The 25588-nt window shown below is 59.3% G+C and carries 27 protein-coding genes; 9 read left to right on the top strand and 18 right to left on the bottom strand.

Going from position 1 to position 25588, the window contains the following annotated elements; translation table 11 throughout:
* The first annotated feature begins 21 nt into the window (after nucleotides 1-21).
* On the top strand, nucleotides 22-1281 hold the full coding sequence (locus PSH88_RS24395; RefSeq protein WP_305422598.1) for an IS256 family transposase: 1260 nt from the start codon (nucleotides 22-24) through the stop codon (nucleotides 1279-1281).
* A 131-nt stretch (nucleotides 1282-1412) separates the two neighbouring features.
* Here PSH88_RS24395 and PSH88_RS24390 read toward each other — a convergent pair whose 3' ends face one another.
* The 4 genes from PSH88_RS24390 to PSH88_RS24375 form a co-directional block, all read right to left on the bottom strand.
* Nucleotides 1413-2366: a hypothetical protein gene (locus PSH88_RS24390; RefSeq protein WP_305423138.1), complete on the bottom strand. Its 954-nt coding sequence runs from the start codon at nucleotides 2364-2366 to the stop codon at nucleotides 1413-1415.
* A 17-nt stretch (nucleotides 2367-2383) separates the two neighbouring features.
* Complete coding sequence (locus PSH88_RS24385; RefSeq protein ID WP_305423137.1) at nucleotides 2384-4099, bottom strand: proline--tRNA ligase; 1716 nt, start codon at nucleotides 4097-4099, stop codon at nucleotides 2384-2386.
* 144 nt (nucleotides 4100-4243) lie between these two features.
* Nucleotides 4244-5797 (bottom strand): AmpG family muropeptide MFS transporter, encoded by a 1554-nt coding sequence (locus PSH88_RS24380; RefSeq protein WP_305423135.1) that lies wholly within the window; start codon nucleotides 5795-5797, stop codon nucleotides 4244-4246.
* 44 nt (nucleotides 5798-5841) lie between these two features.
* Nucleotides 5842-6195 (bottom strand): MGMT family protein, encoded by a 354-nt coding sequence (locus PSH88_RS24375; protein ID WP_038979210.1) that lies wholly within the window; start codon nucleotides 6193-6195, stop codon nucleotides 5842-5844.
* A gap of 166 nt (nucleotides 6196-6361) precedes the next feature.
* Between PSH88_RS24375 and PSH88_RS24370 the strand changes: the two genes are divergently transcribed.
* The gene (locus PSH88_RS24370; protein ID WP_305483396.1) at nucleotides 6362-7369 is read left to right on the top strand and encodes a DUF481 domain-containing protein; all 1008 of its coding nucleotides are present in this window, start codon (nucleotides 6362-6364) and stop codon (nucleotides 7367-7369) included.
* Between the two features lie 109 nt (nucleotides 7370-7478).
* On the opposite strand, the gene PSH88_RS24365 is transcribed toward PSH88_RS24370, so the two are convergent.
* Nucleotides 7479-7688, bottom strand: a complete 210-nt coding sequence (locus tag PSH88_RS24365; RefSeq protein ID WP_002554837.1) for a cold-shock protein — start codon at nucleotides 7686-7688, stop codon at nucleotides 7479-7481.
* Between the two features lie 354 nt (nucleotides 7689-8042).
* Here PSH88_RS24365 and dcd point away from each other — a divergent pair, with 354 nt between their 5' ends.
* Both dcd and PSH88_RS24355 read left to right on the top strand, forming a co-directional pair.
* Nucleotides 8043-8609: a dCTP deaminase gene (gene dcd, locus PSH88_RS24360; RefSeq protein WP_305423132.1), complete on the top strand. Its 567-nt coding sequence runs from the start codon at nucleotides 8043-8045 to the stop codon at nucleotides 8607-8609.
* 107 nt (nucleotides 8610-8716) lie between these two features.
* Nucleotides 8717-8926, top strand: a complete 210-nt coding sequence (locus tag PSH88_RS24355) for a hypothetical protein (protein ID WP_019580966.1) — start codon at nucleotides 8717-8719, stop codon at nucleotides 8924-8926.
* A 137-nt stretch (nucleotides 8927-9063) separates the two neighbouring features.
* On the opposite strand, the gene PSH88_RS24350 is transcribed toward PSH88_RS24355, so the two are convergent.
* The 9 genes from PSH88_RS24350 to PSH88_RS24310 form a co-directional block, all read right to left on the bottom strand.
* Nucleotides 9064-9828, bottom strand: a complete 765-nt coding sequence (locus PSH88_RS24350) for an ABC transporter ATP-binding protein (protein WP_305423130.1) — start codon at nucleotides 9826-9828, stop codon at nucleotides 9064-9066.
* 13 nt (nucleotides 9829-9841) lie between these two features.
* On the bottom strand, nucleotides 9842-10960 hold the full coding sequence (locus tag PSH88_RS24345) for a succinylglutamate desuccinylase/aspartoacylase family protein (RefSeq protein ID WP_305423129.1): 1119 nt from the start codon (nucleotides 10958-10960) through the stop codon (nucleotides 9842-9844).
* Nucleotides 10961-10972: 12 nt separating this feature from the next.
* Entirely contained in the window at nucleotides 10973-11683 is a 711-nt protein-coding gene (locus PSH88_RS24340; protein ID WP_305423128.1) for an ABC transporter permease, read from the bottom strand.
* On the bottom strand, nucleotides 11680-12408 hold the full coding sequence (locus PSH88_RS24335; protein ID WP_305423126.1) for an ABC transporter permease: 729 nt from the start codon (nucleotides 12406-12408) through the stop codon (nucleotides 11680-11682). The genes PSH88_RS24340 and PSH88_RS24335 overlap by 4 nt, the downstream gene beginning before the upstream one ends.
* A gap of 56 nt (nucleotides 12409-12464) precedes the next feature.
* Nucleotides 12465-13247 (bottom strand): transporter substrate-binding domain-containing protein, encoded by a 783-nt coding sequence (locus PSH88_RS24330; protein ID WP_007904668.1) that lies wholly within the window; start codon nucleotides 13245-13247, stop codon nucleotides 12465-12467.
* Nucleotides 13248-13614: 367 nt separating this feature from the next.
* A complete protein-coding gene (locus PSH88_RS24325; protein ID WP_305423124.1) occupies nucleotides 13615-15303 on the bottom strand; it encodes an ATP-dependent DNA ligase in 1689 nt (562 codons plus the stop codon).
* Nucleotides 15300-16331, bottom strand: a complete 1032-nt coding sequence (locus PSH88_RS24320) for a ligase-associated DNA damage response exonuclease (protein ID WP_305423122.1) — start codon at nucleotides 16329-16331, stop codon at nucleotides 15300-15302. Before PSH88_RS24320 ends, PSH88_RS24325 begins: the two co-directional genes overlap by 4 nt.
* A gap of 342 nt (nucleotides 16332-16673) precedes the next feature.
* Nucleotides 16674-19124 carry a penicillin acylase family protein gene (locus PSH88_RS24315; RefSeq protein ID WP_305423120.1) on the bottom strand — a complete coding sequence of 817 codons (2451 nt, stop codon included), beginning with the start codon at nucleotides 19122-19124 and terminating at the stop codon, nucleotides 16674-16676.
* A gap of 219 nt (nucleotides 19125-19343) precedes the next feature.
* Nucleotides 19344-19988, bottom strand: coding sequence for a glutathione S-transferase N-terminal domain-containing protein (locus PSH88_RS24310; RefSeq protein ID WP_305423118.1), 645 nt, complete (start codon nucleotides 19986-19988; stop codon nucleotides 19344-19346).
* A 147-nt stretch (nucleotides 19989-20135) separates the two neighbouring features.
* Here PSH88_RS24310 and PSH88_RS24305 point away from each other — a divergent pair, with 147 nt between their 5' ends.
* Nucleotides 20136-20693 carry a cysteine hydrolase family protein gene (locus tag PSH88_RS24305; protein ID WP_305423116.1) on the top strand — a complete coding sequence of 186 codons (558 nt, stop codon included), beginning with the start codon at nucleotides 20136-20138 and terminating at the stop codon, nucleotides 20691-20693.
* Nucleotides 20694-20894: 201 nt separating this feature from the next.
* Here the strand turns inward: PSH88_RS24305 and PSH88_RS24300 are convergent, their stop codons facing one another.
* The 4 genes from PSH88_RS24300 to PSH88_RS24285 all read right to left on the bottom strand — a co-directional run bounded on the left by PSH88_RS24300 (nucleotide 20895) and on the right by PSH88_RS24285 (nucleotide 22661).
* Nucleotides 20895-21104: an SEC-C metal-binding domain-containing protein gene (locus tag PSH88_RS24300; protein WP_007906737.1), complete on the bottom strand. Its 210-nt coding sequence runs from the start codon at nucleotides 21102-21104 to the stop codon at nucleotides 20895-20897.
* A gap of 5 nt (nucleotides 21105-21109) precedes the next feature.
* Complete coding sequence (locus PSH88_RS24295) at nucleotides 21110-21595, bottom strand: LEA/WHy family protein (protein WP_305423114.1); 486 nt, start codon at nucleotides 21593-21595, stop codon at nucleotides 21110-21112.
* An 87-nt stretch (nucleotides 21596-21682) separates the two neighbouring features.
* A complete protein-coding gene (locus tag PSH88_RS24290) occupies nucleotides 21683-22159 on the bottom strand; it encodes a YchJ family protein (protein WP_123719790.1) in 477 nt (158 codons plus the stop codon).
* A 4-nt stretch (nucleotides 22160-22163) separates the two neighbouring features.
* Nucleotides 22164-22661, bottom strand: coding sequence for a DUF6231 family protein (locus PSH88_RS24285; RefSeq protein WP_305423111.1), 498 nt, complete (start codon nucleotides 22659-22661; stop codon nucleotides 22164-22166).
* A gap of 201 nt (nucleotides 22662-22862) precedes the next feature.
* On the opposite strand from PSH88_RS24285, the gene PSH88_RS24280 reads away from it, so the two are divergent.
* From PSH88_RS24280 to PSH88_RS24265, 4 genes are all read left to right on the top strand, one after another.
* Complete coding sequence (locus tag PSH88_RS24280; protein WP_305423110.1) at nucleotides 22863-23558, top strand: PA1041 family peptidoglycan-binding anchor lipoprotein; 696 nt, start codon at nucleotides 22863-22865, stop codon at nucleotides 23556-23558.
* A gap of 90 nt (nucleotides 23559-23648) precedes the next feature.
* Nucleotides 23649-24362 carry a PA1041 family peptidoglycan-binding anchor lipoprotein gene (locus tag PSH88_RS24275; protein WP_305423109.1) on the top strand — a complete coding sequence of 238 codons (714 nt, stop codon included), beginning with the start codon at nucleotides 23649-23651 and terminating at the stop codon, nucleotides 24360-24362.
* 148 nt (nucleotides 24363-24510) lie between these two features.
* Nucleotides 24511-24789 (top strand): DUF1145 domain-containing protein, encoded by a 279-nt coding sequence (locus PSH88_RS24270; RefSeq protein WP_305423108.1) that lies wholly within the window; start codon nucleotides 24511-24513, stop codon nucleotides 24787-24789.
* Nucleotides 24782-25540 (top strand): collagen-like protein, encoded by a 759-nt coding sequence (locus PSH88_RS24265; RefSeq protein ID WP_305423106.1) that lies wholly within the window; start codon nucleotides 24782-24784, stop codon nucleotides 25538-25540. The genes PSH88_RS24270 and PSH88_RS24265 overlap by 8 nt, the downstream gene beginning before the upstream one ends.
* Nucleotides 25541-25588 lie beyond the last annotated feature (48 nt).

The raw sequence follows: 25588 nt of genomic DNA, 5'->3' as shown, positions 1-25588 counted from the left end.
ACATGTTGAAAAGGAGCATGTATGCCGACCAAAAAGAAACCGGCCTCGGAGGCCAAAACCCAGCTTCCTTCGATTCCGAAGGAGCTGATCGATCAGTTCGTTAAAGGCCCAATGAGCGCCGAGGCGATTCAGGACGCATCCATGGCGTTCAAAAAGGCGCTTATCGAGCGAGCCCTTGGCGCGGAGCTGGGTCACCACCTTGGCTACCCTCAGGGCGCGGAGCGCCCTGAGGAGTCGAGTAACCAGCGCAACGGCAAAAGCAGCAAGACCGTGCTGACCGATGATGGCCCGCTGCGTCTGGACATTCCTCGGGATCGCGATGGCAGCTTCGCGCCAATGCTGATCCCCAAGCATGAGCGTCGGTTCACGGGCTTCGACGACAAAATCATTGCCATGTACGCCCGTGGCATGACCGTCCGAGAGATCCGGGCATTCCTTTCGGAGCAGTACGGGACCGATGTTTCCCATGATTTCATCAGCTCGGTCACTGACGCAGTGTTGGAGGAAGTGACTGCCTGGCAACAACGCCCGCTTGAGCCGATGTATCCGGTGATTTTCTTCGATGCGCTGCGGGTCAAAATCCGTGAGGAAGGACTGGTTCGCAACAAGGCCATCTACCTGGCTCTGGGCGTGCTGCCGGACGGCACCCGAGACATTTTGGGCATCTGGATTGAGACCACTGAGGGGGCCAAGTTCTGGATGAAGGTCTTCAACGACCTCAAGACCCGTGGCGTTGAGGATGTATTGATCGCGGTAACTGACGGCCTTAAAGGCATGCCAGAAGCCTTGAGTGCGGTGTTTCCGACGACGACCTTGCAGACCTGCATCGTGCACCTGATCCGTAACAGTCTTGATTACGCCTCCTGGGACAAGCGCCGCGAGTTGGCCAAAGCCCTCAAGCCGGTTTATCAGGCGCTTAACGTTGAAGCTGCCGAGCAAGCTCTGGACGCATTTGAAACGGGGCCTTGGGGCAAACAATACCCAACAGTCGTAGCCGCTTGGAGACGTGCCTGGGATCGAGTCATCCCGTTTTTTGTCTTCCCGCCTGCCATCCGAAAAGTGATCTACACCACTAACGCCATCGAGAGCATCAATGCTCAGTTGCGCAAGATCATCAAGACAAGAGGCCACTTCCCGACTGATGATGCAGCGACGAAGCTGATCTGGCTGGCACTGCAAAACATCACGGCCAATTGGGGCAGCGCAGCGCACGACTGGAAGAGCGCAATGAATCAGTTTGCGATTCTTTATGGCGATCGATTTACCAGGTCAAACTGGTGAAATGAGGGCTTGCCTTATGGCAGGCCGTTACCGGCCCGCACACAAAAAATCTGACACTCCCGGCAAGCCCGCTCCCACAGGTACTGCATCGTCCTTGTGGGAGCGGGCTTGCTCGCGAAACTTTTAGGCTTTTAATTCGGTCCTGGATCCGCCACCAGTCGCCCGGCATCCTTGGTCAATGACTTGAGGAATTCGGTCTGCAACTCAGGATCGTTGCGGGTCAGTTCGATCAAGCTCTGTTCCAACTCGCTGGCTTCTTCTTCCAGACCCAATTCCGACAGGCGCTTGACCCGGTGTACCCACTGGCTCACTTCGTCATCTTCGAGATCGTCGTAAATCAGCCCGTGAGCTTCGAGCAGCTTGCCGCGCAAGTTGCTGCTGATCGCCAGGGACGAGTCAGTGTGCACATCGTCCTTGTTGTCTTCGACACTGATCTGCAGCTTACCCAGATGATTGAGGTCATGCTCGGCGAACGGGCTATCCAGCAGATTCAGGCGCAACACGCCGTTACGATCGGTGCTCAGATCAAACGTGTTCTTGCCGGCCTTGACCTGCACCGGACGTTCGCTCCATGGCAGGCTCGAATATTCCGTGCGCTTGTCGCGCTGGACTTCGTCGATGCCCGCCAGGTTCTGCTGTGCGCGACCGTGAGACTGCACGTTCATGAACGGGTTGAGCCCGGCGAAACCATAGCCGAGCCAGTCCTTCGTCACGCTGTCCGGCAGATTGCCGAGGGTGAACACGTTGACGACGTTCGCACCGACACCGGCCACCACGGCCACCGCGCCCAGCGGGATCTCGTAGACCTCCCTCCAGGGTTGGTAAGGCGTATAGCGATCATAGCGGCGCGTGACTTCGAACTCGGTGACTTCGAAGGTCTTCTGCTCGTGGATTTTCACCCGACGTTGCGGCAGCTCAAGCACCTTAGGCTCGCCGACATCGATCTGCAGGCTGTGATCGAGCAGTTTGCGCTCGACCCGTTCCTCGTGCTCGCTGCGTTGTGACATCTGATTGGCACAGCCGCTGACCAGCAGCGCGCCGCACAGGGCGGCGCCACCGAGGCCTAAGGTGTTTCGCTTGAACATGACGTCTCTATCTGGTGTCAGCGGCGGATGCGGGCCTGGAGGAAAGACAACACGTCAGCGACCGGCAGCGCTTGCGCCTCGGCCTCTGTGCGGCTCTTGTATTCCAGATTGCCGTCGGCGAGGCCGCGGTCACTGACCACGATCCGGTGTGGAATGCCAATCAGCTCCATGTCCGCGAACTTGATGCCCGGGCTGGTTTTCTTGTCGCGGTCGTCCAGCAGCACGTCGAAGCCGGCGGCAGTCAGTTCTGCGTAGAGCTTGTCGGTGGCTTCGCGAACCTGTTCGGTTTCGTAGCGCAGCGGTACCAGGGCAATCTGGAACGGGGCCAGAGCATCGCTCCAGATAATCCCGTTCTCGTCGTTGTTCTGTTCGATGGCGGCAGCCACCACGCGGGACACGCCAATGCCATAGCAGCCCATTTCCAGGGTGACCGGCTTGCCGTTCTCGCCCAGCACTTCGCACTTCATCGCTTTGCTGTACTTGTTGCCCAGCTGGAAGATGTGCCCGACTTCGATGCCGCGCTTGATTTCCAGGGTGCCTTTACCGTCAGGGCTTGGATCGCCCGCCACGACGTTGCGCAGGTCGGCAACCGTCGGAACCGGCAGATCACGCTCCCAGTTCACACCGAAGTAGTGCTTGTCGTCGATGTTGGCACCAATGCCGAAGTCGCTCATCAGCTCGACGGAACGGTCGATGATGATCGGCAGTGGCAGGTTCAACGGGCCAAGGGAGCCGGCGCCGGCGCCAATGGCGTCGCGCAGTTCGGCTTCGGAAGCCATGACCAGCGGGCTGGCAACGCCAGGCTGGTTGGCGGCCTTGATTTCGTTCAGCTCGTGGTCGCCACGGATGATCAGGGCAATCAGCTTGCCTTTCTCTTCAGCGTGCACCACCAGGGTCTTGATGGTTTTTTCGATTGGCAGGTTGAAGCCTTCGACCAGTTGCGCAATGGTCTTGGCGTTCGGCGTGTCGACCAGGCGCAGTTCTTCGGCAGGTGCGGCACGAGAGGTTTCGCGCGGTACGGCTTCGGCCTTTTCGATATTCGCAGCGTAGTCGGAACCGTTGCTGAAGACGATGTCATCTTCGCCGGATTCGGCCAGTACGTGGAACTCGTGGGAGCCGGCACCACCGATCGAGCCGTTGTCGGCTTCAACCGGACGGAACTTCAGGCCCAGGCGAGTGAACACATTGCAGTACGCCTGGTGCATGCGGTCGTAGGTGATCTGCAGCGAAGGCTGATCAGCGTGGAACGAATAGGCGTCCTTCATGATGAACTCGCGGCCGCGCATCAAACCGAAGCGTGGGCGGATTTCGTCACGGAATTTGGTCTGGATCTGATACAGGTTGATCGGCAGCTGTTTGTAGCTGCTCAGCTCGTTACGCATCAGGTCGGTGATGACTTCTTCGTGAGTCGGGCCGGCACAGAAGTCGCGACCGTGGCGATCCTTGAAGCGCAGCAATTCAGGGCCGTACTCTTCCCAGCGACCGGATTCCTGCCACAGCTCAGCCGGTTGGGTGCTCGGCATCAACACTTCGAGAGAGCCGGCGGCGTTCATTTCTTCACGCACGATGGCTTCAACCTTGCGCATCACTCGCAAGCCCATGGGCAGCCAGGTGTACAGGCCCGAGGCGAGTTTGCGGATCATGCCGGCGCGCAGCATCAGCTGATGGCTGATGACGACCGCGTCGGAAGGCGTTTCTTTCTGTGTGGCGAGCAAAAATTGACTGGTGCGCATGGTTGGCCGTTGTCGGTTGCTGATGACGAGAAATGACGGAACATTGTACGGGCGAGATCTGCTGGCGTACAGGAGTGCGGCCGGCTGTCTGGCGGGAGGGCGAAAATCTGCTCGCCCTCCCGCGATGCTTCCTGCGTAAAGAGCCTACGATTCTTCCGCAACCTGGGTCGGAACCGGTTCCGGTGTCGGACCGGCTCGGCGGTTTTCCTGGAACCAGTGCAAGGCGATCAACAACAAGGTCGGAACGCCCAGCAGGGCGGTGATCAGGAAGAAGTTGTGATAACCGAATTTCTCCACCATGACCCCTGAGTAGCCTCCGATCAGGCGAGGCAGCAAGAGCATGATCGAGCTGAGCAGGGCGTACTGGGTGGCGGAGAATTTGAGATTGGTCAGGCTCGACAGGTAAGCGACAAATGCCGAAGTCGCCAGGCCCGAACTGAAGTTATCCAGTGAGATGGTGGCGATCAGCATCTGCAGATCGGCACCCATATCCGTGAGCATCAGGAACAGCAGGTTGGTACCGGCCGATGCAACGCCGCCAATGAACAGGATAGGCAGGATGCCGAAGCGCACGATCAGCAGGCCGCCCATGCCGGCACCGACCAGCGTCATGATCAGGCCGAATATCTTGCTGACGCTGGCAATCTGATCCTTGGTGAACCCTTGGTCGATGTAGAACACGTTGGCCATCACGCCCATCACCGTATCGGACATCCGATAGGTGGCGATCAGCCCGAGCAGCAGCAGGGCTTGCCAGCGGTAACGCAGGATGAAGTCGTTGACCGGCGTCAGCACCGGGGCCAAGCCACGGCGACCCATGGCCGACAAGCACAGGCCGGTCAGCGTGATATAGAGGATCGCCCGCAGGAACGCGCGGTCTTCGAGCAGCAGGTCGAGCACGCTGGCGCCTTCGAACAGTACGCTGGCGAAGTCAGTGTTGTAGAGCTGGGTGAACATGGCCGGTACGGACACCAGCAGCACGATCAGCACGAACACCGACGCCAATTGGTGCACAAAGCTATAGCGTCCGGCCTGCAATTGAGTACGCAGGGGCACCGGCGGTTCGCGCATGAACAGGGTGGTCAGCAACGCCGGGACCATCAAGACGCCGAACAGCACGTAGGTGCCGGTCCACGCCGCATGCTTGTAGTTGAAACCGGTGGAGCCGAAGCCTTCGGCGAAGAACAGTGCGCCGGCCGTCGCCAGCAGGGCTGCGACCCGATAACCGGCCATGTAGCTGGCCGCCAGCGCGGCTTGGCGGGTTTCGTCGGCGATTTCCAGGCGATAAGCATCGACAGCGATGTCTTGCGTCGCCGAGGCGAAGGCGACGACCACGGCAATGGCGATCAGCCAGGACAGGTGCTTTTGCGGGTCGCAGAATCCCATGCCGATCAGGCCGAGGATCACCAGCGCCTGGGCCAGTACCAGCCAGGAGCGTCGTCGACCGAGCTTGCCGAGCAGTGGCAGGCGCCATTGGTCGAGCAACGGGGACCAGACCCATTTAAAGGCATAGGCCAGACCGATCAGGCTTGCGTAGCCAATGGTTTCGCGGGCAACACCGGCCTCGCGCAGCCAGACTGAAAGCGTCGAAAACACCAGCATGTAAGGCAGGCCGGCGGCGAAACCAAGCAGCAACAGCACGAGGGTCGAGGGGCTGGCATAGGCGGCGAGCGCGGCGCGCCAGGTTTTACGGGGCATGGGCTGGAGTCTGCCTCAAGAATTACGGAAACAAAGCGCGCACTCTAACCGCTGTGCTCTACCGGGCGCCACCCATGGCGCTGAATATCAACACGATTGTTCAGGATACTGATGCCTTCCATGCGCAATCGGGCCCGTTGTTCATCCCCCGAAGGGCTGCCCACGGGCAGACTGATCCGACCGCCGGCACCTAGCACACGGTGCCAGGGCAATTTAGTGTCGCCGGGCAATTGGCTGAGTGTTCGCCCGACCCAGCGGGCAGCACGACCCAGTCCCGCGAGTTCGGCGAGCTGGCCATAGCTCACGACTTTGCCTTCGGGCACTTGTGCCAAGGTCAGGTAGAGCGCCGTGCGTCGGATTTGCGCCGCGCTTTCGGTTTCAGCGTTTGAGTCGGTCACGTCCCGGGCTTCCTGAAAAAATGCGCATTGACCGTCTGTAGAGTAAATCCTGGATCGCCCATTGAGAAATGAACTCAATAGAAAAAGTCGGGTCAGTCCTTGCTAGGGCCTTATTCCTATGGATAATGCCGACTTTTTTTCGCAAAGTTGAGCCTTCGATTCGCTTATGTTGTCTAGAACCTTGCTGTGCCTCGCTGTCGTCAGTGCTTCCACTCCCTTGCTCGCCGATACCGTCTGGTTGAAGAACGGTGACAAGTTGAGCGGCAAAATCACCGTGTTCGATGGTGGCAAACTGCTGATTCAGACCGAGTATGCTGGCTCAGTCCCGATCGACTGGAAGCAGGTCAAAACCCTGGAGAGTGATCAGCAACTGTTGGTCAAACAGGATGCCTACACCGGGGAGAAGGCCAAGGCGCTACACGCGGCAGAAGACGGCAAGGTCACCCTGGCCAACGGCGATGGCCCCAAGACCGTGGAGCTGGCCAGTATCCAGCAGATGCTCAAGCCTAAGCCTGTCGTCGAGGATTTGGTGTGGAAGGGTAATATCGATGCAGCGCTGGATTATCAGCGGGCCGAGAAAGACACCGACGATTACGATATCGACTTCAAGACCACTGCGCGCCATGGCAGATGGCGACACACCGCAGAAGGTGAGTACAACCGCGAATTTCAGGATGACGTGGTCACTACCGACAACTGGCGGGGCGAATACTCGCTCGACCGTTTCCTGACCGAAAAATGGTTCTGGCAGGGGCGCGCAGTCTATAAGCGCGACAAGGTCGAAGAGCTCGCCCGCCAGCGCACAGTCGGTACCGGCCCCGGTTACCAATTCTGGGACGACGAGCTGGGCGCATTCTCGCTGGGCTCGCTGGTCAACCGCACGGACTATGAGTTCAGCGATGGCAGCAAGGAAAACTTCTACTCCCTGGCGATGAAGTGGGATTACAACCGCTACCTGATCGGCAAGAGGGTGGAGTTCTTCACCAATGGCGAAGTGGGCAAGCCGTTGTCGGGCGTGGCCGACTACGCGCTCGATGCCGAGATGGGCTTGCGCTACAAGGTGACCGAATGGGCATCGCTTAACCTGAAGGCCGAGAGAGACATTATTAGCGGCACCGACGATGCTGATTTGGACAAGACCCGCTACACCGCTGGGTTTGGCGTGGCCTGGTAAGACGCAAAAAATCGCAGCCATGGGCTGCGATTTTTTTTGCCTGCAAAACAGACAGGCACAAAAAAGCCCCGCTTTTGAGGGCGGGGCTTTTTACTAAAGCAAGTACAAGTTAGATAACTTGAACTTCTTCAGCTTGCATGCCTTTCTGACCGCGGGTAGCGATGAAAGAAACCTGTTGGCCTTCTTTCAGGCTTTTGAAGCCGTCGGATTGGATAGCTTTGAAGTGAACGAACAGGTCGTCACCGGATTGTGGAGTGATGAAGCCGAAGCCTTTTTCATCGTTGAACCACTTAACGGTACCAGTTTGGCGATTAGACATGGTGTAACTCCTTGAACAAAGATAACTGCGACGCAGGAAGAACCCTGGCCGAGACTGAGTGCAAAGAGCAGGAAAAATTCTTGTAGATGGTTGGATCGAAATTCAACATATCGTGTAGAGATTCTCAGTGACACAAGCAGCACAGTGGCGCCACCTTAACCCTTTTTCCGGAACGTGCCAATGCTTCCTGCGAAGGTTTCTCTGTTTTCATGACTGACGGTGCATCGAATGGCGCTGAAGACCCGGAATTCACGGGGGATCGTCGAGAATTGTCTCCCGGACTTTGAACCCGGCGCGCCTGCCCGGTAAGATGCCGGACAGAATTTTTCCACCTCGCTATTCAGGACACCCGCCATGAGCATCAAATCGGACAAGTGGATTCGCCGCATGGCGCAGGAACACGGCATGATCGAGCCTTTCGTCGAGCGCCAGGTGCGCGGCAGAGACGATAGCCGTGTGATCTCCTACGGCGTGTCCAGCTACGGCTACGATGTGCGTTGCACCAATCACTTCAAGGTGTTTACCAACATCAATTCGGCGATCGTCGACCCGAAAAACTTCGATGCTGGCAGCTTCGTCGACATCCACAGCGACGTGTGCATCATTCCGCCGAACTCCTTCGCTCTGGCCAGCACCGTCGAATACTTCCGCATCCCGCGTAACGTATTGACCATTTGCCTGGGTAAAAGCACCTACGCGCGTTGCGGCATCATCGTCAACGTCACGCCGCTCGAGCCTGAGTGGGAAGGTCATGTGACCCTGGAGTTCTCCAACACCACCAATCTGCCGGCGAAAATCTACGCGAACGAAGGCGTGGCGCAGATGTTGTTCCTTGAGTCGGACGAAGCGTGCGAAGTCTCCTACAAGGACCGTGGCGGCAAGTACCAGGGCCAGCGTGGCGTAACCCTGCCGCGTACCTGAGTCAGCCGTCTGACAAACCGTTGGAATTCCTGAGCGGGCGTACACTCTATGGAATGTACTGCTCTGATTCGCGCAAGGCGGATAGGGCCATCGCTCAGGAGTGCTTCATGAAGATCGATCCGCGAATAAGTGCCGAACTGGCAAGGCTTGAGCCCAATCAGGTTGGCGTGCTGGCCTGGTCCTTGTTGGCACATCCGCCAGTCAGCATGGCAGGGGGCATCCCCCATCAGCCTGACCCCGACACCCCCAACGAAGATCCGACAGAGCCCGGTGAGCCCACCCTGCCGGATGAGCCGCCTCCCGCGCCTGTGGTCTGATATCTGTTAGCGAAATCCGTTTTTGTAGGAGCGAGCGGTGCGGCGATCCGACTTGCCCGCGATGAAGGCAACTCGGTCTATAGGATGACCGCGTTATCGTTCTTCGCGGGCAAGCCTCGCTCCAACAGGATGGTGGGTTACTTGAGGTTGCCACTGAGGAACTGCTTCAGTCGCTCACTCTTCGGATTGCCCAGTACGTCTTCCGGCGCACCTTCTTCCTCCACCAGCCCCTGGTGCAGGAACAGCACCTGGCTCGATACCTTGCGAGCGAAGCTCATTTCGTGGGTGACCATGATCATGGTCCGGCCTTCTTCGGCCAGGCCCTGGATGACTTTGAGCACTTCGCCGACCAGTTCCGGGTCTAGCGCCGAGGTCGGTTCGTCGAACAGCATGACTTCCGGTTCCATGGCCAGTGCGCGGGCAATGGCTACCCGTTGTTGCTGGCCGCCCGAAAGGAAGGCCGGGTACTGATCCGCCACGCGTGGCGCCAGGCCAACCTTGTCGAGGTAACGTCGGGCACGGTCTTCGGCCTCTTTCTTGCTGCAACCGAGTACCCGGCGCGGGGCCATGGTGATGTTTTCCAGCACCGTCATGTGGCTCCACAGGTTGAAGTGCTGGAACACCATGGCCAAGCGGGTGCGGATCCGTTGCAGCTCATCGGCGTCGGCCACGTGCATGCCGTGGCGATCCTTGATCATGCGGATGTTCTGGCCGTCCAGGCTCATGGCGCCGTCGTTGGGTTGTTCGAGAAAGTTGATGCAGCGCAAAAAGGTGCTTTTGCCCGAGCCGCTGGCGCCGATCAGGCTGATGACGTCGCCGGTTTTGGCCTTGAGCGAAACGCCTTTGAGCACCTGATGATCGCCATAGCTTTTATGCAGGCCTTCAATGGTCAGTTTGTACATGGGGCATGCGTCCTCAAGGCGAAAGTAGGTAGCCGCTGCGATAGGCTTCGGTGCCCGCGACGTGGGCGATCACCATACCGGCAGTTGCCATGCGCCGCAGCGAACGGGCGTACATCAGCCCGGCGGCGGTGCAATGAACAGGGGTGACACGATCATTGATCGGGTCGATGATTTCGGCGATCAGTTGCCCGGCCTCCAGGTATTCCCCGGGCAGGGCCGTGAACACCAGCAGCCCGCCCACCGGTGTCGCCACCGGTTCGACGCCGGCCAGCGGTGTGGCCGGGTAGGGCAGATCCGGTAATGGCGCCGGCTCACCGACAATTGCGCCGAAATGAATCAGATAATCGATCAGCGCCTGGCAGTCGAGGCTGGCCAATGGGTGATTGACGTCACCCTGGCCGCGCAATTCGACGGTGACTGAAAAACTGCCCAGCGGAATCTCGAACTGCTCGCCGAAGCGCTCTTTCAACTGCCACCACAGCAGGGTGAAGCATTCATCGAACGACTGGCCGCCAGAGTCGGTGGCCAGCAGGCTGGCTTCGGAACCAATGTAGCGCGCCAGCGGCTCGACCTGCGGCCAAGCCTCGGGCGTGGTGTAAAGGTGCGCCACGGCTTCGAAATCGCAATGCAGGTCCAGCACCATGTCTGCATCGCAGGCCAGCCGTTGCAGGGTCAGGCGCTGGGATTGCAGTTGAGTGCCTGCGGTCTGCCGCGCCAAAGCCTTGCGCAGGCTGTCGCGGATCAGTTCGAGGTTGCGTTGCGGATCGTCGCCGAGCAGGCCTTCGATCTCGTAGCCGACTTCTTCACTCAAGTCGACGAACCAGCGATTGAAGTTCTGCCCGCTTTCCAGCTCGTAGCGGCCCAGTGGAACGTCCATCAACACTTGTTCCAGGCCGACCGGGTTGGCCACGGGCACCAGCACGATTTCACTGCGCAGCCGGCCGACGGCTTCCAGCTCCGCCAGACGTTGCTTGAGGTGCCAGGCTACCAACATGCCGGGCAATTCGTCGGCATGCAGGGAGGACTGGATGTAAATCTTGCCTTTGGCCGACGGCGAGCCGAAGTGGAAGCTGTGAATCTGTCGCACGGTCCCCGGCAGCGGGGCCAGCAGGTCATGAATCTGGTGGCGCATGTACGAGTTGTCCTAATGAGTCGGCCCGAGGAAGGCCAGCCATCGGCGTTCGGCGAGGCGGAACAGGCCGACCAGCGCAAAGGTAACGGTCAGGTAGATCAGCGCGGCGATGCCGAACGACTGGAATGTCAGGAAGGTCGCAGAGTTCGCGTCGCGAGCGACTTTCAATACATCCGGGATGGTCGCGGTAAACGCTACGGTGGTCGAGTGCAGCATCAGAATCACTTCGTTGCTGTAATAAGGCAACGAGCGACGCAGGGCCGACGGCATGATCACGTAGGCGTAGAGCTTCCAGCCTGACAGACCGTAAGCCTTGGCGGCTTCGACTTCACCGTGCGCCATGCTGCGAATCGCCCCGGCGAAGATCTCCGTGGTGTAGGCGCAGGTGTTCAGGGCGAAGGCCAGGATCGTGCAGTTCATCGCATCGCGAAAGAACGCATCGAGGACTGGCTGGGCACGCACGGCCGCCAGGCTGTAGATGCCGGTGTAGCAAATCAGCAGCTGGATATACAGCGGCGTGCCCCGGAACAGGTAGGTGTAAAACTGCACCGGCCAGCGGATGTAGACCTTGGGCGAAACCCTGGCGATGGACAGCGGGATCGACACCACAAAACCGATGAAGATCGACGCGCTGAGCAGCCACATGGTCATGGCCAGGCCAGTGATGTTGTAGCCGTCGGTATAAAGGAAGGGTCTCCAATATTCCTGCAAGAGTTCGATCATCGTACGGCCTCCCGGGAACCGGCGGCGTAGCGGCGTTCGAGCCAGCGCAGGACGACGTTGGAGGCACTGGTGATCACCAGGTAAATCAATGCGGCCAGCACCAGGAAGTAGAACAGTTGATAAGTACTTTTACCGGCGTCCTGCGCGGCCTTGACCAGGTCGGCGAGGCCGATGATCGAGACCAGCGCAGTGGCCTTGAGCATCACCATCCAGTTGTTACCGATGCCCGGCAGGGCGAAGCGCATCATTTGCGGGAACACCACGATCCAGAACCGCTGGCCACGTTTGAGGCCGTAGGCGATAGCGGCTTCGACCTGACCCCGTGGCACGGCGAGAATCGCCCCGCGGAACGTTTCGGTGAAGTAGGCGCCATAAATGAAGCCCAGGGTAATGACCCCGGCGCTGAACGGGTTGATCTCGATGTATTCCCATTCCATGAAATCGGTAAACGAGGTCAGCCAGGTTTGCAGGCTGTAGAAGATCAGCAGCATCAGCACCAGGTCGGGCACCCCGCGAATCAGTGTGGTATAGCACTGGGCCAATATCCGCAGCAGTTTGACTTTTGACAGCTTGGCACTGGCGCCCAGCAGGCCGAGCAACACAGCCACCAGCAGCGACAACACCGATAATTTGATGGTCATCCAGGTGCCTTCCATCAGCAACGGACCGAAGCCCTGGAGGCTGAAGGCTGAGAGCCCCAGATTTTGTAATAGGTTTTCAAACATAAATCAGCAACCTGATCGGGTGAAAAAAGCGCCCATCGCGAGATGGGCGCCGGGCATTATTTGCCGCTGTACAGATTCAGATCGCCAAAGTGTTTCTTCTGAATGGTGGCGTAGGTGCCATCGTCGTGTAACGCTTTGATACCTTTATTCAAAAGCTCTTTGAGGTCTTTGTTACCTTTAGAGATACCGATAGCTGTTTTCGACGGCAGCAATTCACTGTCGACCGGCTTGCTGACTTCGTAGCCTTCGCCTTTTGGCGACTTCAAGAAGCCCAGTTCGGCTTGCAGCATGTCCTGGATTGCCGCGTCGAGACGGCCGGAAGTCAGGTCGGAATACACCTGATCCTGGTTCTGATAGGCCTGGGTTTTCACGCCCGCCTTGTCCAGCACGGCCTTGGCGTAGGCTTCCTGGATGGTGCCTTGCTCGTAGCCGACGGTTTTGCCCTTCAGCGACGCAACATCTTCGCTCAGACCGGAACCTTTCTTGAACACATAAGCGGTTGGGCCGGAGAACAGCTCGTCGGAGAAGTCGATGACTTTTTCGCGGGCCGGGGTGACGGTCATCGAAGAGATCACACCGTCGAATTTATTGGCCTTGAGGCCCGGAATCATGCCGTCGAAATCGCTTTCGACCCATTTGCACTTGACCTTCAGCTCGGCGCAGATCGCATTGCCCAGATCGATGTCGAAGCCTACCAGGCTGCCGTCGGCTGCTTTGGATTCGAACGGCGCGTAAGAAGGGTCAACGCCAAAACGCAATTCTTTGTATTCCTTGGCCAGCGCGGAGCCGGCAGCCATGCACAACGCCAGTGCAGAAAGGGTCAGCAATGCTTTTTTCATTATTCAATCCCTAAGAACCAATATGAGCGCTTGTGGCGCAGAAGTACTGTTACTGGAAAGCGTCAGACCTATTCAAAGTAGCAATTTCCGAACCAGAGTCCCGAACAAGCGTTTAAAAGGTAATACAAGAAGTGGCAAAGCGCGATCTGTGCACGAAAATGGGCATCGTCAGATTCCCGCGCCTGGATGGTGCGCAGTGTGGTGAGGAAGCTTGCCCTAATGCGACGAAAATCCTGTGGGAGCGTGGCTTGCCCGCGAAGAATGCCCCGCGGTTTTTCAGGTATTTCGCGTTATCGTTCTTCGCGGGCAAGCCACGCTCCCACAGGTTCTGCGCCTTAACTTACTGGCATTAGCCACAGGAATCGGATCAGGCGAGCAAATCCTGCAACGTCGCCAAGCTGTCAGCGTCCTCCACCGACTTGTCCTGCCGCCAACGCAGCATCCTCGGAAACCGCACCGCAATCCCGCTCTTGTGCCGCTTCGACAGGGCAATGCCCTCGAACCCCAGTTCAAACACCAGGGTCGGCTTCACACTACTCACCGGTCCGAATTTTTCCACAGTGGTCTTGCGTACGATGCTGTCGACCTGCCGTATTTCTTCGTCAGTCAACCCGGAGTAAGCCTTGGCGAAAGGCACCAGTGTTCGCTCGCGGGCAGAGGGTGGGCCGTCCCACACAGCGAAGGTGTAATCAGTGTAGAGACTGGCCCGGCGCCCATGGCCCTGCTGGGCATAGATCAGCACCGCATCGACGCTGAACGGGTCGACTTTCCATTTCCACCACACGCCCATGTCCTTGGTCCGCCCGACGCCATACAGCGCATCGCGGGCCTTGAGCATCATGCCTTCGACGCCCAGTCTGCGGGAGGCTTCTCGTTGGCGGGCGAGGTCAAACCAGTCTTCACCGGTCAGCACGGGCGAGCTCAGTAACACTGGGTTTGCGCAGGTGAGGATGAGTTGCTCCAGCTGAGTGCGGCGCGTGGCCTGAGTCTGGTTACGCCAATCCTCACCCTGCCACTCCAGCAGGTCATAGGCCAGGATGACCACGGGCACTTCATCGAGGATTTTCTTGCTCAGCGTTCTACGGCCGATCCGCTGTTGCAACAGGGCGAAGGGTTGTACGGCGGGTGACGATGGCGATTGCGGGTCGAAGGTGTCGTTGATGCCCGGTTGTGCAGCTTTCCAGGCGACGATTTCACCGTCGATCACCGTGCCATCGGGCAAACCGTGAACCAGGCTGTCCAATTCGGGGAAGCGTTCGCTTACCAGCTCTTCACCTCGTGACCAGATCCACAAGCGCCCCTCGCGCTTGACCACTTGAGCGCGGATGCCGTCCCACTTCCATTCCACTTGCCACTGACTGGCCGCTCCGAGCAGGGCTTCAAACTGCTCGACCGGGTGCGACAACGCATGGGCGAGGAAAAACGGGTACGGTTGGCCACCCCGTTGGGCATGCTCATTGGGTGATTCGGGAGCGATCAGCTTCAGGTAACTGGCGGCGCTTGGGCGGTTAGACAGATCGGTGTAACCCACCAGCCGCTGGGCCACGCGTTTGCTGTCGAGCCCGGCCATGGCCGCCAAGGCGCGGGTGACCAGCAATTTCGAAACTCCGACACGGAAACTGCCAGTGATCAATTTGATGCACAGCATCAGACTCTGGCGATCCAGTTGCGCCCACAGGGCCGGCAAGCATTCGGCGAGGGTCTGCGGGGCGGCGTTACGCAGCGGCAGCAGTTTGTTTTCGATCCACACCGCCAGCCCGTCGGTAGAGGTGTGGAGCGTTTCGGGCAGCACCAGTGAAATGGTTTCCGCCAGATCACCGACGGCCTGATAACTTTCTTCGAACAACCAGGGCGAGAGCCCGGAAAACGCGGTTGCCATTTCCCGCAGCATTCGTACCGGCACCAATTGCCGAGGTCGTCCACCGGACAGAAAGTACACCGCCCAGGCGGCATCTTCAGGCGCGGCTTGGGCGAAATAGTTCTGCATCGCCGTCAGTTTGGCGTTGCTCGAGGTGGTGGCATCGAGTTCGGCATACAAGTCGGCGAAGGCTTTCATGCCAGCACCTCGGCGCTCTCGGGTTCGAGAACGGTGGCGTCTTCATCATCGCCGTATTCGGTGCTGAAACTCATGGCATCAAGGCCTTGTTCGCGCAGTTGACGCACCAGTACCCCGATCGAACCATGGGTGACGATCACGCGTTCGGCTCCGGTTTGTTCGATGGCCCAGAGCAGGCCGGGCCAGTCGGCGTGATCGGACAGCACGAAGCCGCGGTCCACGCCGCGCCGGCGTCGTGTGCCGCGCAAGCGCATCCAGCCACTGGCGAAGCCATCGCTGTAGTCACCGAAACGCCGTACCCAAGGGCTGGCACCCGCCGAGGGCGGCGCGAGGACCAAGGCTTTGCGCATCATCGGGTCATGTTTTTTCACTTCGCCGGAATAGATCGTTGGCGGTAAATAAATGCCGCTCTCGCGATAAATCCGATTGATGGGTTCAACCGCGCCGTGTACCAGAATGGGGCCGAGGCTGGCATCGATGCCGTGGAGAATCCGCTGAGCCTTGCCGAAGGAATAGCAGAACAGCACGCTGGCCTTGTCGGCTGCAGCATTGGCTCGCCACCATTGATTGATTTCGGCAAAGATTTGCGTCTGGGGTTGCCAACGGTAAATCGGCAGACCGAACGTCGATTCGGTGATGAACGTGTGGCAGCGCACCGGTTCGAACGGCGCACAGGTGCCGTCGGGCTCGGTTTTGTAATCCCCCGAGGCGACCCAGACTTGCCCCTCGTATTCCAGACGCACTTGGGCTGAGCCGAGCACGTGGCCTGCAGGGTGCAAACTCAGCTTTACGCCGCGGTGCAGCAATGGCTCGCCATAGGGCAGCGTTTGCAGGTTGATGTCTTGGCCCAGGCGCGCGCGCAGAATGCCCGCACCCGGTGCCGCCGCCAGATAATGTTGATTGCCACGGCGAGCATGGTCGCCATGGGCGTGGGTGATGACTGACCGTTCTACCGCCTGCCATGGATCGATATAGAAATCCCCGAGCGGGCAGTACAAACCTTCAGGACGCGCGATAACAAGGTCCATATTGTTACCCAAATGGAGTGGCCTGCTAGCTAGGAGGTTTGCGCGAGACGAGAAGTTCTATTTATTTTCAAGGAAGAATGGACGCGTTAATCAGGCCGCTTTCGCGAGCAAGCCAGTTAAGGTTTCTAGAACGAAACATCGCACCTGTGGCGAGGGAGCTTGCTCCCGCTGGGGCGCGTAGCGGCCCCGAATCTGCCACCGCGCAGATCCAGTTAGAACACAGGCGTCTGTTTTGCGACTGCTTCGCAGCCGAGCGGGAGCAAGCTCCCTCGCCACAATGGATTTTCAGCATCAATGGGACCGGCAGCATGCTTTCGCGAGCAAGCCCGGTCCCACTTGAGGTTACTTGCCAGGCGTCAGCGTCAGCCGCGTCTTGCCATACACCTTGTCAAAGTTCTGCGGCTGCATCGGCAGGCTCATGTATTGCCCCTTGAGCCATGGATCGACGCTGTCGAGATAGTGCGGGCTGGCCGGGTTGCCGGATTGACCGGTACCGTTCTGGCCCATCAGCGGTTCGGCCTGGCCGAAATCGACGATAAAGCGCATGGCTGGCGCCAGCGTGGTGTTGAAGTCCTGGCCCCAGGTGAACGCGGCGGTGTTGAGCGTGGTGTGGTCGCCGCCGGCCGCCAGTGGACCGCGTACGGTCTGGCCACTGGCGTTCTTCCACTCGTAGCGATGCAGTTTGCCCCACTGCCAGGCTTTGTGATCGCCACCCAACTGGCTGTCACCCGCGCTGATCGCGGCCGCCAGGCTGCGGGCGAGAATCGTCGTTTTGTCTTCTTTCTGCGGGGTGCGCAGGTCGTCCCAGAACGGACTGTCCTCACGGCCCAGCAGATGATCGGCCTGCGCCGCGTAAGACAACTTGCCGTTGCCGATAAAGGCTTTCCACGCCGGGCTGCTTTCCGGGCCCAGTTCGTCGAGGAAAATCTGCTTGGTGCTTTCCTGCAGGAACAGCTCGTAGATCGCCGCGTCGGCGGAGGTCGCGCTGAGTTTGCCGTCGAAAGCCATCAAGCGCGTGTAGGCCTCGCGAGCCTTGCCACGATCGCCAACTGGCAGCGCTTCGATGGCTTGCTTGAGTGGCTGGGACATGCCTGGCGCTTCAAACATCTTCTTCAGTTTGGCGGCAAAGGTGGTGGTCTGGTCGTATTGCATGGCGATCAGGCTGCGTGTGTCGTGTTTGCCCACGCCCGCCAGTTCGGCCATGCGTTCGCCGCGCTCCGGCGCCGACCAGGAATTGGACAGTTGCATGCCGTAGCCATGGGGAATGACCCGCTGGTTGGCGGTGCCGAGCCAGCCTTGAGCCGGGTCCTGGTCATACGGATGGAGCATCGGGTCGGCGTAACCGTCCCAGTCGTAGCGACCTTCCCAACCCGGCGATGGCAGCAAGCCTTCGCCTTCGCGACGGTTCGGGTAGCGACCGGTGACTTGCCAACCGATGTTGCTGGCATCGGCAAACACCAGATTCAGCGCAATGGCGCGTATTTCACGGCTGGCGTCCGAGGCTTTCTCGACGCTCTGCGCTCGGGACAGGTCGAAAAAGGCATCCAGGGTTTTGTCGTCGGTGAAGTTCGGCGTCTGCAAGGCCAGGCCGAAACCATTGGCCAACGCGGTGCCTTGGGCACTGTTGAGCAACGGCCCGTGGCGGGTTTCGTACACCGCTTCGCGAATCGGCTTCTGGCCTTTGACGAAGTAGGTTTCGTTACGCACGATCGCCGGCTGCCATTTGCCGCCCACTTCGTAGGAAAGGCCATTGCCCTGACGTTTGATTTTTTCCAGGAACAGATCCTGGTTGTCGCCCATGACCGTGGTCATGCTCCACGCCACTTTGCCGTTGAAACCACCGAGCACCATCGGTAACCCGGCAATGGTCACGCCGGACGCCTGGTATTTCGGCGCGCGAATCTGCACGTAACTGAACAGCGCCGGCACGCCCAGCGGCCCATGACTGTCGCTGGCCAGCAGGCTTTTGCCGCTGCGGCTGCGTTGCGGGGCGATCGCCCAGTTGTTCGAAGACGTGGCGCCCAGCAGGTTCAGGTCGGACAGTTGGCCGGTGGCTTTGCTGATTTCGCTCAGCCCCGGGATTTGCCCGTTGAGTTTGATGCCCTGGAGTTTTTCGGCTTCAGCGACCGGCAGTTTTTCGTCAGGGGCGGACGGCGCAAGCCACGCCAGCTTGTCGGTACTGACCGTCTGGGCCAGCATCAATGAGGAAATTTCTTCCGGCAGGTTCGCCGATTGACTGAAATTCAGCAGGCAGAAAATCAGCGCCGAATCTTCCGGTTTCCAGTATTCGGGCTTGTAGCCAGTGGCCGCGAGATCGGCAGGCAGTTTGTCGCGGTAGCGGAACAGGTAGGCGTTGACCCCACGGGCATAGACTTCAAAGAAACGTTTGAGACGCGGCGAAGAGGCCTTGTACAGCTCACCCGCGCTTTTCTTCAGATTGACTGCACGCATGTAGCGGTCGGCATCGAGCAGGTCCGCACCGGACATCTCCGCCAGACGGCCCTGGGCCAGCAAACGCAGGGTGACCATTTGGCTGATGCGGTCGCTGGCGTGCACGTAGCCGAGGGTGAACAGCGCATCGTGGAAGCTATTGCTCTCGATCAGCGGCATGCCCATGGCGTTGCGGCGAATTGAAACGTTCTGCGCCAGGCCCTTGAGCGGTTGCACGCCGGAGGTCGGCGGGAGGGTGTCTTGAGCGTTCCAGGTCTGACAACCGGTCAGGCTTAAAACACCGGCCACTGCAGCGGCAACGCCGAACCGGGGAAGAAAATGTGTGAGGGCTGGCGAGGCCATGGCAAAGCTCCTGCGGGGGTAGAGGCGCAATAAAGGCGCTACGTTAGTGAGCAGGAGATGGCCGCGCAAGCGGCGGCGGTTTATTTCTTTATGGTGATCGTTCCCACGCTCTGCGTGTGAATGCAGCCCGTGACGCTCTGCGTCACATCTAGAGCCGAACGCGGAGCGTCCGTTGAGGCATTCCCACGCGGAGCATGGGAACGATCAGAGTGCGGTGCCTCAGGATTTAGGCGGGTTGACCTTGGCCACCAGCGCATACGCCTTCACCGTCGCCGGGCGGTTCTGGATGTGGTTGAACCAGCGCAGCACGTTGGGGAAGTCTTCCAGGTTCTGGCTCTGCCACTTGTGAGAAACGATCCACGGGTAGATCGCCATGTCGGCAATGCTGTATTCGCTGCCGGCGACAAATTCATTGTTCGCCAGTTGCTTATCCAGTACTCCATAAAGGCGGGCGGTTTCGTCGATGTAGCGTTTGATCGCGTAGGGGATTTTTTCTGGCGCGAACTGGCTGAAGTGATGATTCTGCCCGGCCATCGGCCCCAGGCCGCCCATCTGCCAAAACAGCCATTGCAGCGCTTGCTGGCGCCCGCGCAGATCCTTGGGCAAAAGCTTGCCGGTTTTCTCCGCCAGGTACAGCAGAATCGCCCCCGACTCGAACAATGCCAACGGTTCACCGCCATCGACCGGCTCATGATCGACGATGGCCGGGATTTTGTTGTTTGGCGAGATCTTCAGGAATTCGGGTTTGAACTGGTCGTTCTGGCTGATGTTAATCGGGTAAACGTTGTACGGCAGGCCTGCTTCTTCCAGGAATATCGAAATCTTGTGGCCGTTGGGGGTGGTCCAGTAATACAGGTCGATCATGAAGTACTCCATTATCAAGAGACATCGTCAGGTACGGACAGCGACCGTCGGCATCAGGTCGTCCTGTTTGCGTTTGATGGCTTGCCAGTAGCAAGAGGTGATGCTGAAGTGCGGGGAATTCAATGCCCCGGCAGGAGAAAAGTCGGCATGGAGCTCAAGACAAACGCGGCGCTGATCATCATCGATCAACAAAAAGGCATCCTGCATCCCAAGTTGGGCCGCCGAAACAACCCTCAGGCCGAAGAGCGCATCCTGGAATTGCTGGGGCATTGGCGCCGAACCGGGCGGCCGGTGATTCATGTGCAGCACCTGTCCCGCTCAGAGGATTCAGTGTTCTGGCCGCAGCAATCGGGGGTGGAATTTCAGGAGCGTTTTCAACCCATGACCGGCGAGCAAGTGATTCAGAAACACGTGCCGGATGCCTTTTGTTCGACGGGGCTGGAGGCGCGTTTACGGGAGGCGGGGATCGATCAGTTGATCATCGTCGGCGTGGCGACCCACAACTCGGTGGAGTCCACGGCGCGAACGGCCGGCAACCTGGGGTTTGAAGCGTGGGTTGCTGAGGATGCGTGCTTTACCTTCGACAAGGCGGATTTTTTTGGTAACGCCCATTCAGCCGAGGAAGTGCATGCGATGTCGCTGGGTAATTTGCAGGGTGAGTATGCAACTGTCATCAGTACCGCAAAAATTCTGCAGGCCGACTAAAAAACCTGTGGGAGCGGGCTTGCCCGCGATAGCGGTGTGTCAGACATCGGGGATGTTGAATGTGCCGCCGCCATCGCGGGCAAGCCCGCTCCCACAGTAGATTTGTGTCGTACGCGCAATCTATGCACGACGATAACCTTGTGGGAGCGGGCTTGCCCGCGATAGCGATTCAACAGGCGAAAAAGATATCCGCCCGAAGCCTCAAGCGCCGTGGCACTTCTTGAATTTCTTGCCATTGCCGCATGGGCAAGGATCGTTGCGGCCGACGTCTTTCAGGGCGTTGCGCACCGGTTCCTGGTGGGCGTGGCCGCAGTTCGGGCCGTGGACATGGCCATGGTCGTGATCATGGTGGTCGTGATGGTCATGATCGTGGTTGCAGTCAGGGCCATGGACATGAGGTTGCTGAGTCATCGGGGTCACTCCGGAATTAAATCGGCGGCGATTATCACGCCATTGCGCGCCAGGTGCACGTAGTGCGCGATGAATAAACCGGTTTCCAGCTCACCTTCCAGACGATAGGGGATCGGTTGGTCGGGTTTTTTCAGCAGTTTCACCAGGTCCCGGACTTTCGGCCACAGGTTGGTGCGGATCGGCACTTTTAAATAAGCGCTGCGATTGGGACCGACCGTGAACCAGTGTTCGTGCTCGCCTTCGGTCAGCAGTATGTCCCCGAGGTGAATGCGATATTCCAGGGCACGCACCGTCAGGTCCTGGTCATTGGGATTGTCGACGCGAAAGTGCAGCAGGAACTTCTGTTCCAGTAGTTTGGCCCGGACCACCTCGACCTTGACTAGATGAACCTGCGGCTCCGGCAGATCGTCGCTGAACCACGACGCACAGCCGCCGAGCCCCAGAAACAGGAGCAGGGTGAGCAGCTGTAATGCGCGCCGCCGGGTGTTCATGGTCGTGTTCTCCCTTGTAGCAGCTGCTACAGCTGCTACAGCTGCTACGGCCGAACGCAGCCTTTGGCAGCTGCTACAGGGATCAACTCAAGCGCCAAAGTAACTTGCGCAGCACTTCTTGAACTTCTGCCCGCTGGCGCACGGGCACGCATCGTTACGCCCGGCCTTGAGTAATACGGTGGGGTCGATGAAATACCAATGGCCGGCGTTCTGTACGAATGACGAACGTTCGCGGTGGCTGTGTTCGCCGCTGCTGTCGTGCCAGCGAGCGGTGAAGGTGACGAAAGCGTGCTCCGGCTGTCCGCCGAAGACCTCGGCGCTTTCCACCTCCAGGCCCAGCCAGGTGCTTTGGGCGCTCCAGTCGCTGATCGACTGGCGGTCCAGGCCGGCCTGTTGTGCGGGCAGGGTGGTCGCCACCAGATAGTCGATCAGCCCCAGTACATAGGCGCTGTAGCGCGAACGCATCAAGACTTCGGCGCTGGGGGCGGGGTGGCCGGCGTGGTAATGGCCACAGCAGGCATCGAGTAGTGTGCCGCTACCGCAAGGGCAAATGGATGTACTCATTGCGTTACCACCAATATTTCCCGAAGTTTTCCGGATTGGCCCAGAAGCGTGAGTTCAGCCAGTCGGGCACCTGTTTATAGTCAAGCAGATCGTAGGTAAACAGGGTCAGCACTTGATCGTCGCGCTGGAAGCGTTCGCTGGCTTGCAGCGCCAGGGAGAAAAAGTCCGTCTCCTGCCAACCGCACGCCGGCAAGTCGGCCAGCACCGCAATGCGACTGGCATTGAGGTTGCGTATCCCGCCAAGCAGATTCAGGCCGTCGCGCTTGGGCAAGTGTTCGAGGCAATCGAGCATCAGCGCCAGATCAAACCGCTGTGCTGCCAGTTCGGCGGGCAGTGGCCCGGGCGCAGCAAAAGCGACGAGGCTGTCCGGGTGCGCGAGCTTGAATGCCTCAAGCGCGGGGAATTCGCTGGCGCCAATCAGCAACAGACGCACCGGGGCGTAACGATCAAGCAAAGCGGCCAACGCCTGCTGGGGCGTGCGCGAAGAAATACCTGCAATCATCGAAGATCCTCAATCAGAGCGCCAAGACTAGCTTGCCCCAACGTCCGGGCCTAGCGTTCCGTCTCGCGGGTTTAGCCAAAAAGCGCCGATCTTCCGTGAACACGGGGCAAAACAGCAATGGCCTATTGCTGGCGGAGATTAAAAGACGGGTCTTTACTCCCTAGAATCGGTTTTAAGCCGATCCCTCAGGAGAAGAACTAGATGAGCATAATTCGGACAGCATTACCCTTGGTTCTGCTAACCAGTGTGTTGACTGGTTGCGCAGGTTTACAGAAAACCGACTGGCCGACCTGTGCGGGTGTCGGCGGTGTCATCGGTGCAGGGCTCGGCGCGACCGAAAGCTCGGCATGGGCGGGGTATGGCGCGCTGCTGGTCGGCGGCACGGCAGCGGCCTATTGCTGGGTGCATGGCGATGGCGATGAAGACGGCGATGGCGTGCCGGACAGCCGCGACAAGTGCCCGGGTACACCTAAAGGCGTGCGGGTCGATGCCGACGGTTGCCCTCCACCAGCGCCTGCGCCGGTGGTCGAGGAGACGGCGGTGGTCAAGGAAGAAGTCATCGTTATCCGTGATGTGCACTTCCAGTTCGACTCGGCCAAGCTCACCCCGGCCGATAAAGACGTACTCAACACCATTGCCACGCGCCTGAAACAGGAATCCTCCAGCGCCCAACTGACCGTGACCGGGCATACCGACAGTGTCGGCAGTGATGCCTACAATCAGAAACTGTCGGATAGACGCGCCCATTCAGTGGTGGAATACCTGATATCCCAAGGCGTGCCACGCAGCAGCTTCGTGTCCGTGACCGGTGCCGGTGAAAGCCAGCCGGTGGCTGATAACAAAACCGCTGACGGCCGTGCGTTGAACCGTCGCACGGAAATCAAAATCAACCGCTAGCCCTCTCGCATTCCGCGGCTTGTACAGTCGCGGATGCGGGTCTTTACTCCTGTGTGACCGGTATGGGCCGGTGACACAGGAGCATTCACAATGAGCGTTCTCACAAGGACCGTTTTGCCGGTTCTGCTGCTTGGCAGTCTTCTGACCGGTTGTGCGACTCACAGCGATGGCACCGCCCCCCTCAATCAACGTACCTGGCCGATCTGCAGCGTCATTGGCGGACTGGTCGGCGGCGGTTTGGGGGCAATGGAAAGTAGTGCCTGGGCAGCGGGTGGCGCGGCGCTCGGGATTCTGACCGGTGGCCTGATCTGTTATGCCCAGGATGGCGATGAAGACGATGATGGCGTCTTCGATCGACGTGATCGCTGCCCTGATACGCCAGCCGATACGCCAGTCGAACATCACGGTTGCCCACTGCCGCAATACCCGGCCAGCGTGAAGCCTGTTGAACCTCCGGTATCCGAAGTCATCACCCTGAACGGCAACGTGCTGTTCGCTTACAACCAATCCGAGCTGATGCCCGAAGCGCGCAGTGAATTGGATTCGCTGATGGTCAAATTGCAGAACACCGATGTGGTGAGCATTAAAGTCATCGGTCATACCGACAGCCAGGGTTCGGACGCCTATAACCAGAAACTGTCGGAACGTCGTGCCAGCAGCGTGGCGGCCTACCTGCTGAGTCAGGGGCTGGCGCCGAACAAACTCACCAGCGAAGGCCGGGGCGAAAGCCAGCCGGTGGCCGATAACGACACGGAAGAAGGGCGGGCACAAAACCGTCGTGTGGAATTGCACATCAATCGCTGAGCCCTGTGATAGAGCCGTCGGATATCGATTCAGGTTGGTCCGACGGCCAATTCGCGACCTTCGGGAAGAATTTTTTGTTGCACTCTGGCTTATCCCGCGTGTAAGCCGTTACTGTGCGCGCAAAGAATAATTCTCAACGAGGCAGCGTATGAAGGTGTTTTGGGGGCTGGGGAAGTTGTTGACCCTGCTGTTCTGGTTGGTGGCGCTGGTCAATCTGCTCATACCGTTTGTTCATCCCTTTCACCTGCTGATCAATTTTGCAGGCAGTGTGTTGGCAGGGCTCCATCTTTTGGAGTTGGTGTTCTGCAACCGTAGCCTCAAAGGTCGAGCCCACCCTTGGCGTGATCGTCTGAAGATTGTCTTTTTCGGCGTTTTCCACCTGCAAACCATTCCGGCCCCGGCCGCTTCGAAGGCCTCCCATGCGTAAACTCTGTCTGCTCGCTGCACTTATCAGCCCATTGGCCTGCGCGCAGGTGGTGAGCGTCGAAACCAACTCGCTGATGCGCTTGCCCAACACCGCCAGTACCTTGCAACTGGAGCGGCTGGAAGTCGCCGATTATGGCACCTTGCTGATTCCCTCGAACGTGACCGAAGTGACGGTCGGTGAGCTGCACCTGGGACGCGATGCGCGGATTGCCATTGTGCCGGGCGAACAGGCTCTGGCATTGAAGGTCAGCCGGGCCGAGTTGGCTGAAGGCAGCCAGATCACTGCACGGGGCGCGCCGGGGACATACCTCAAGGCCGCTCGCTCCGGGCGCAATCTGGATTTGCAGATCAAAGTGTTGAACGCGCCGCAATTGTCGGTCGACGCTCGCGGTGGCGCAGGTGCTCCAGGTTTTGTCGGCCTTGATGGGGCTAATGGTCAAGCACCGGGTTGTACCTGGGGCCAGGCCGGTCGCGGCGCCGATGGCAGCAATGGCAGCGACGGCCAGCCGGGCGCACCTGGGGCGCTGGTGCGGCTGGAAGTGCCGCGTGATTACCCGACGGAGCAGATCAAGGTCGAGGTTGCGGGCGGGGTTGGTGGCGCGGCAGGGCCGGGGGGTAAACCTGGAGCGGGCGGCAAGGCCAAGGGCTGCGTCGTCTATAAAGCCGATGGCGGCAAGAGCGGCCGCCCCGGTGTCGACGGCCAGCCAGGGCCTGCGGGAGTGGCGGGTTCGGTGACGATTCAGCGGTTGTAAGCCCTCAAGCGATCGTTCCCACGCTCTGCGTGGGAACGCAGCCCGTGA

Origin of the sequence: Pseudomonas wuhanensis (genome assembly GCF_030687395.1) — a bacterium.
GTDB lineage: Bacteria > Pseudomonadota > Gammaproteobacteria > Pseudomonadales > Pseudomonadaceae > Aquipseudomonas > Aquipseudomonas wuhanensis.
The sequence above is the reverse complement of the archived record's forward strand: the minus strand, read 5'-3'. Positions and strand labels throughout refer to the sequence as shown.

Excerpts from the sequence above, each read along its gene's own strand:
- PSH88_RS24280 (WP_305423110.1), top strand. The coding sequence starts at position 22,863 with ATGAGCATAATTCGGACAGCATTACCCTTGGTTCTGCTAACCAGTGTG.
- PSH88_RS24290 (WP_123719790.1), bottom strand. The coding sequence starts at position 22,159 with ATGAGTACATCCATTTGCCCTTGCGGTAGCGGCACACTACTCGATGCC.
- PSH88_RS24335 (WP_305423126.1), bottom strand. The coding sequence starts at position 12,408 with ATGTTTGAAAACCTATTACAAAATCTGGGGCTCTCAGCCTTCAGCCTC.
- PSH88_RS24370 (WP_305483396.1), top strand. The coding sequence starts at position 6,362 with ATGTTGTCTAGAACCTTGCTGTGCCTCGCTGTCGTCAGTGCTTCCACT.
- PSH88_RS24330 (WP_007904668.1), bottom strand. The coding sequence starts at position 13,247 with ATGAAAAAAGCATTGCTGACCCTTTCTGCACTGGCGTTGTGCATGGCT.
- PSH88_RS24265 (WP_305423106.1), top strand. The coding sequence starts at position 24,782 with ATGCGTAAACTCTGTCTGCTCGCTGCACTTATCAGCCCATTGGCCTGC.
- PSH88_RS24305 (WP_305423116.1), top strand. The coding sequence starts at position 20,136 with ATGGAGCTCAAGACAAACGCGGCGCTGATCATCATCGATCAACAAAAA.
- PSH88_RS24295 (WP_305423114.1), bottom strand. The coding sequence starts at position 21,595 with ATGAACACCCGGCGGCGCGCATTACAGCTGCTCACCCTGCTCCTGTTT.
- PSH88_RS24385 (WP_305423137.1), bottom strand. The coding sequence starts at position 4,099 with ATGCGCACCAGTCAATTTTTGCTCGCCACACAGAAAGAAACGCCTTCC.
- PSH88_RS24275 (WP_305423109.1), top strand. The coding sequence starts at position 23,649 with ATGAGCGTTCTCACAAGGACCGTTTTGCCGGTTCTGCTGCTTGGCAGT.
- PSH88_RS24285 (WP_305423111.1), bottom strand. The coding sequence starts at position 22,661 with ATGATTGCAGGTATTTCTTCGCGCACGCCCCAGCAGGCGTTGGCCGCT.
- PSH88_RS24320 (WP_305423122.1), bottom strand. The coding sequence starts at position 16,331 with ATGGACCTTGTTATCGCGCGTCCTGAAGGTTTGTACTGCCCGCTCGGG.
- PSH88_RS24315 (WP_305423120.1), bottom strand. The coding sequence starts at position 19,124 with ATGGCCTCGCCAGCCCTCACACATTTTCTTCCCCGGTTCGGCGTTGCC.
- dcd (WP_305423132.1), top strand. The coding sequence starts at position 8,043 with ATGAGCATCAAATCGGACAAGTGGATTCGCCGCATGGCGCAGGAACAC.
- PSH88_RS24340 (WP_305423128.1), bottom strand. The coding sequence starts at position 11,683 with ATGATCGAACTCTTGCAGGAATATTGGAGACCCTTCCTTTATACCGAC.
- PSH88_RS24395 (WP_305422598.1), top strand. The coding sequence starts at position 22 with ATGCCGACCAAAAAGAAACCGGCCTCGGAGGCCAAAACCCAGCTTCCT.
- PSH88_RS24300 (WP_007906737.1), bottom strand. The coding sequence starts at position 21,104 with ATGACTCAGCAACCTCATGTCCATGGCCCTGACTGCAACCACGATCAT.
- PSH88_RS24350 (WP_305423130.1), bottom strand. The coding sequence starts at position 9,828 with ATGTACAAACTGACCATTGAAGGCCTGCATAAAAGCTATGGCGATCAT.
- PSH88_RS24355 (WP_019580966.1), top strand. The coding sequence starts at position 8,717 with ATGAAGATCGATCCGCGAATAAGTGCCGAACTGGCAAGGCTTGAGCCC.
- PSH88_RS24325 (WP_305423124.1), bottom strand. The coding sequence starts at position 15,303 with ATGAAAGCCTTCGCCGACTTGTATGCCGAACTCGATGCCACCACCTCG.
- PSH88_RS24345 (WP_305423129.1), bottom strand. The coding sequence starts at position 10,960 with ATGCGCCACCAGATTCATGACCTGCTGGCCCCGCTGCCGGGGACCGTG.
- PSH88_RS24270 (WP_305423108.1), top strand. The coding sequence starts at position 24,511 with ATGAAGGTGTTTTGGGGGCTGGGGAAGTTGTTGACCCTGCTGTTCTGG.
- PSH88_RS24380 (WP_305423135.1), bottom strand. The coding sequence starts at position 5,797 with ATGCCCCGTAAAACCTGGCGCGCCGCGCTCGCCGCCTATGCCAGCCCC.
- PSH88_RS24365 (WP_002554837.1), bottom strand. The coding sequence starts at position 7,688 with ATGTCTAATCGCCAAACTGGTACCGTTAAGTGGTTCAACGATGAAAAA.
- PSH88_RS24310 (WP_305423118.1), bottom strand. The coding sequence starts at position 19,988 with ATGATCGACCTGTATTACTGGACCACCCCCAACGGCCACAAGATTTCG.
- PSH88_RS24390 (WP_305423138.1), bottom strand. The coding sequence starts at position 2,366 with ATGTTCAAGCGAAACACCTTAGGCCTCGGTGGCGCCGCCCTGTGCGGC.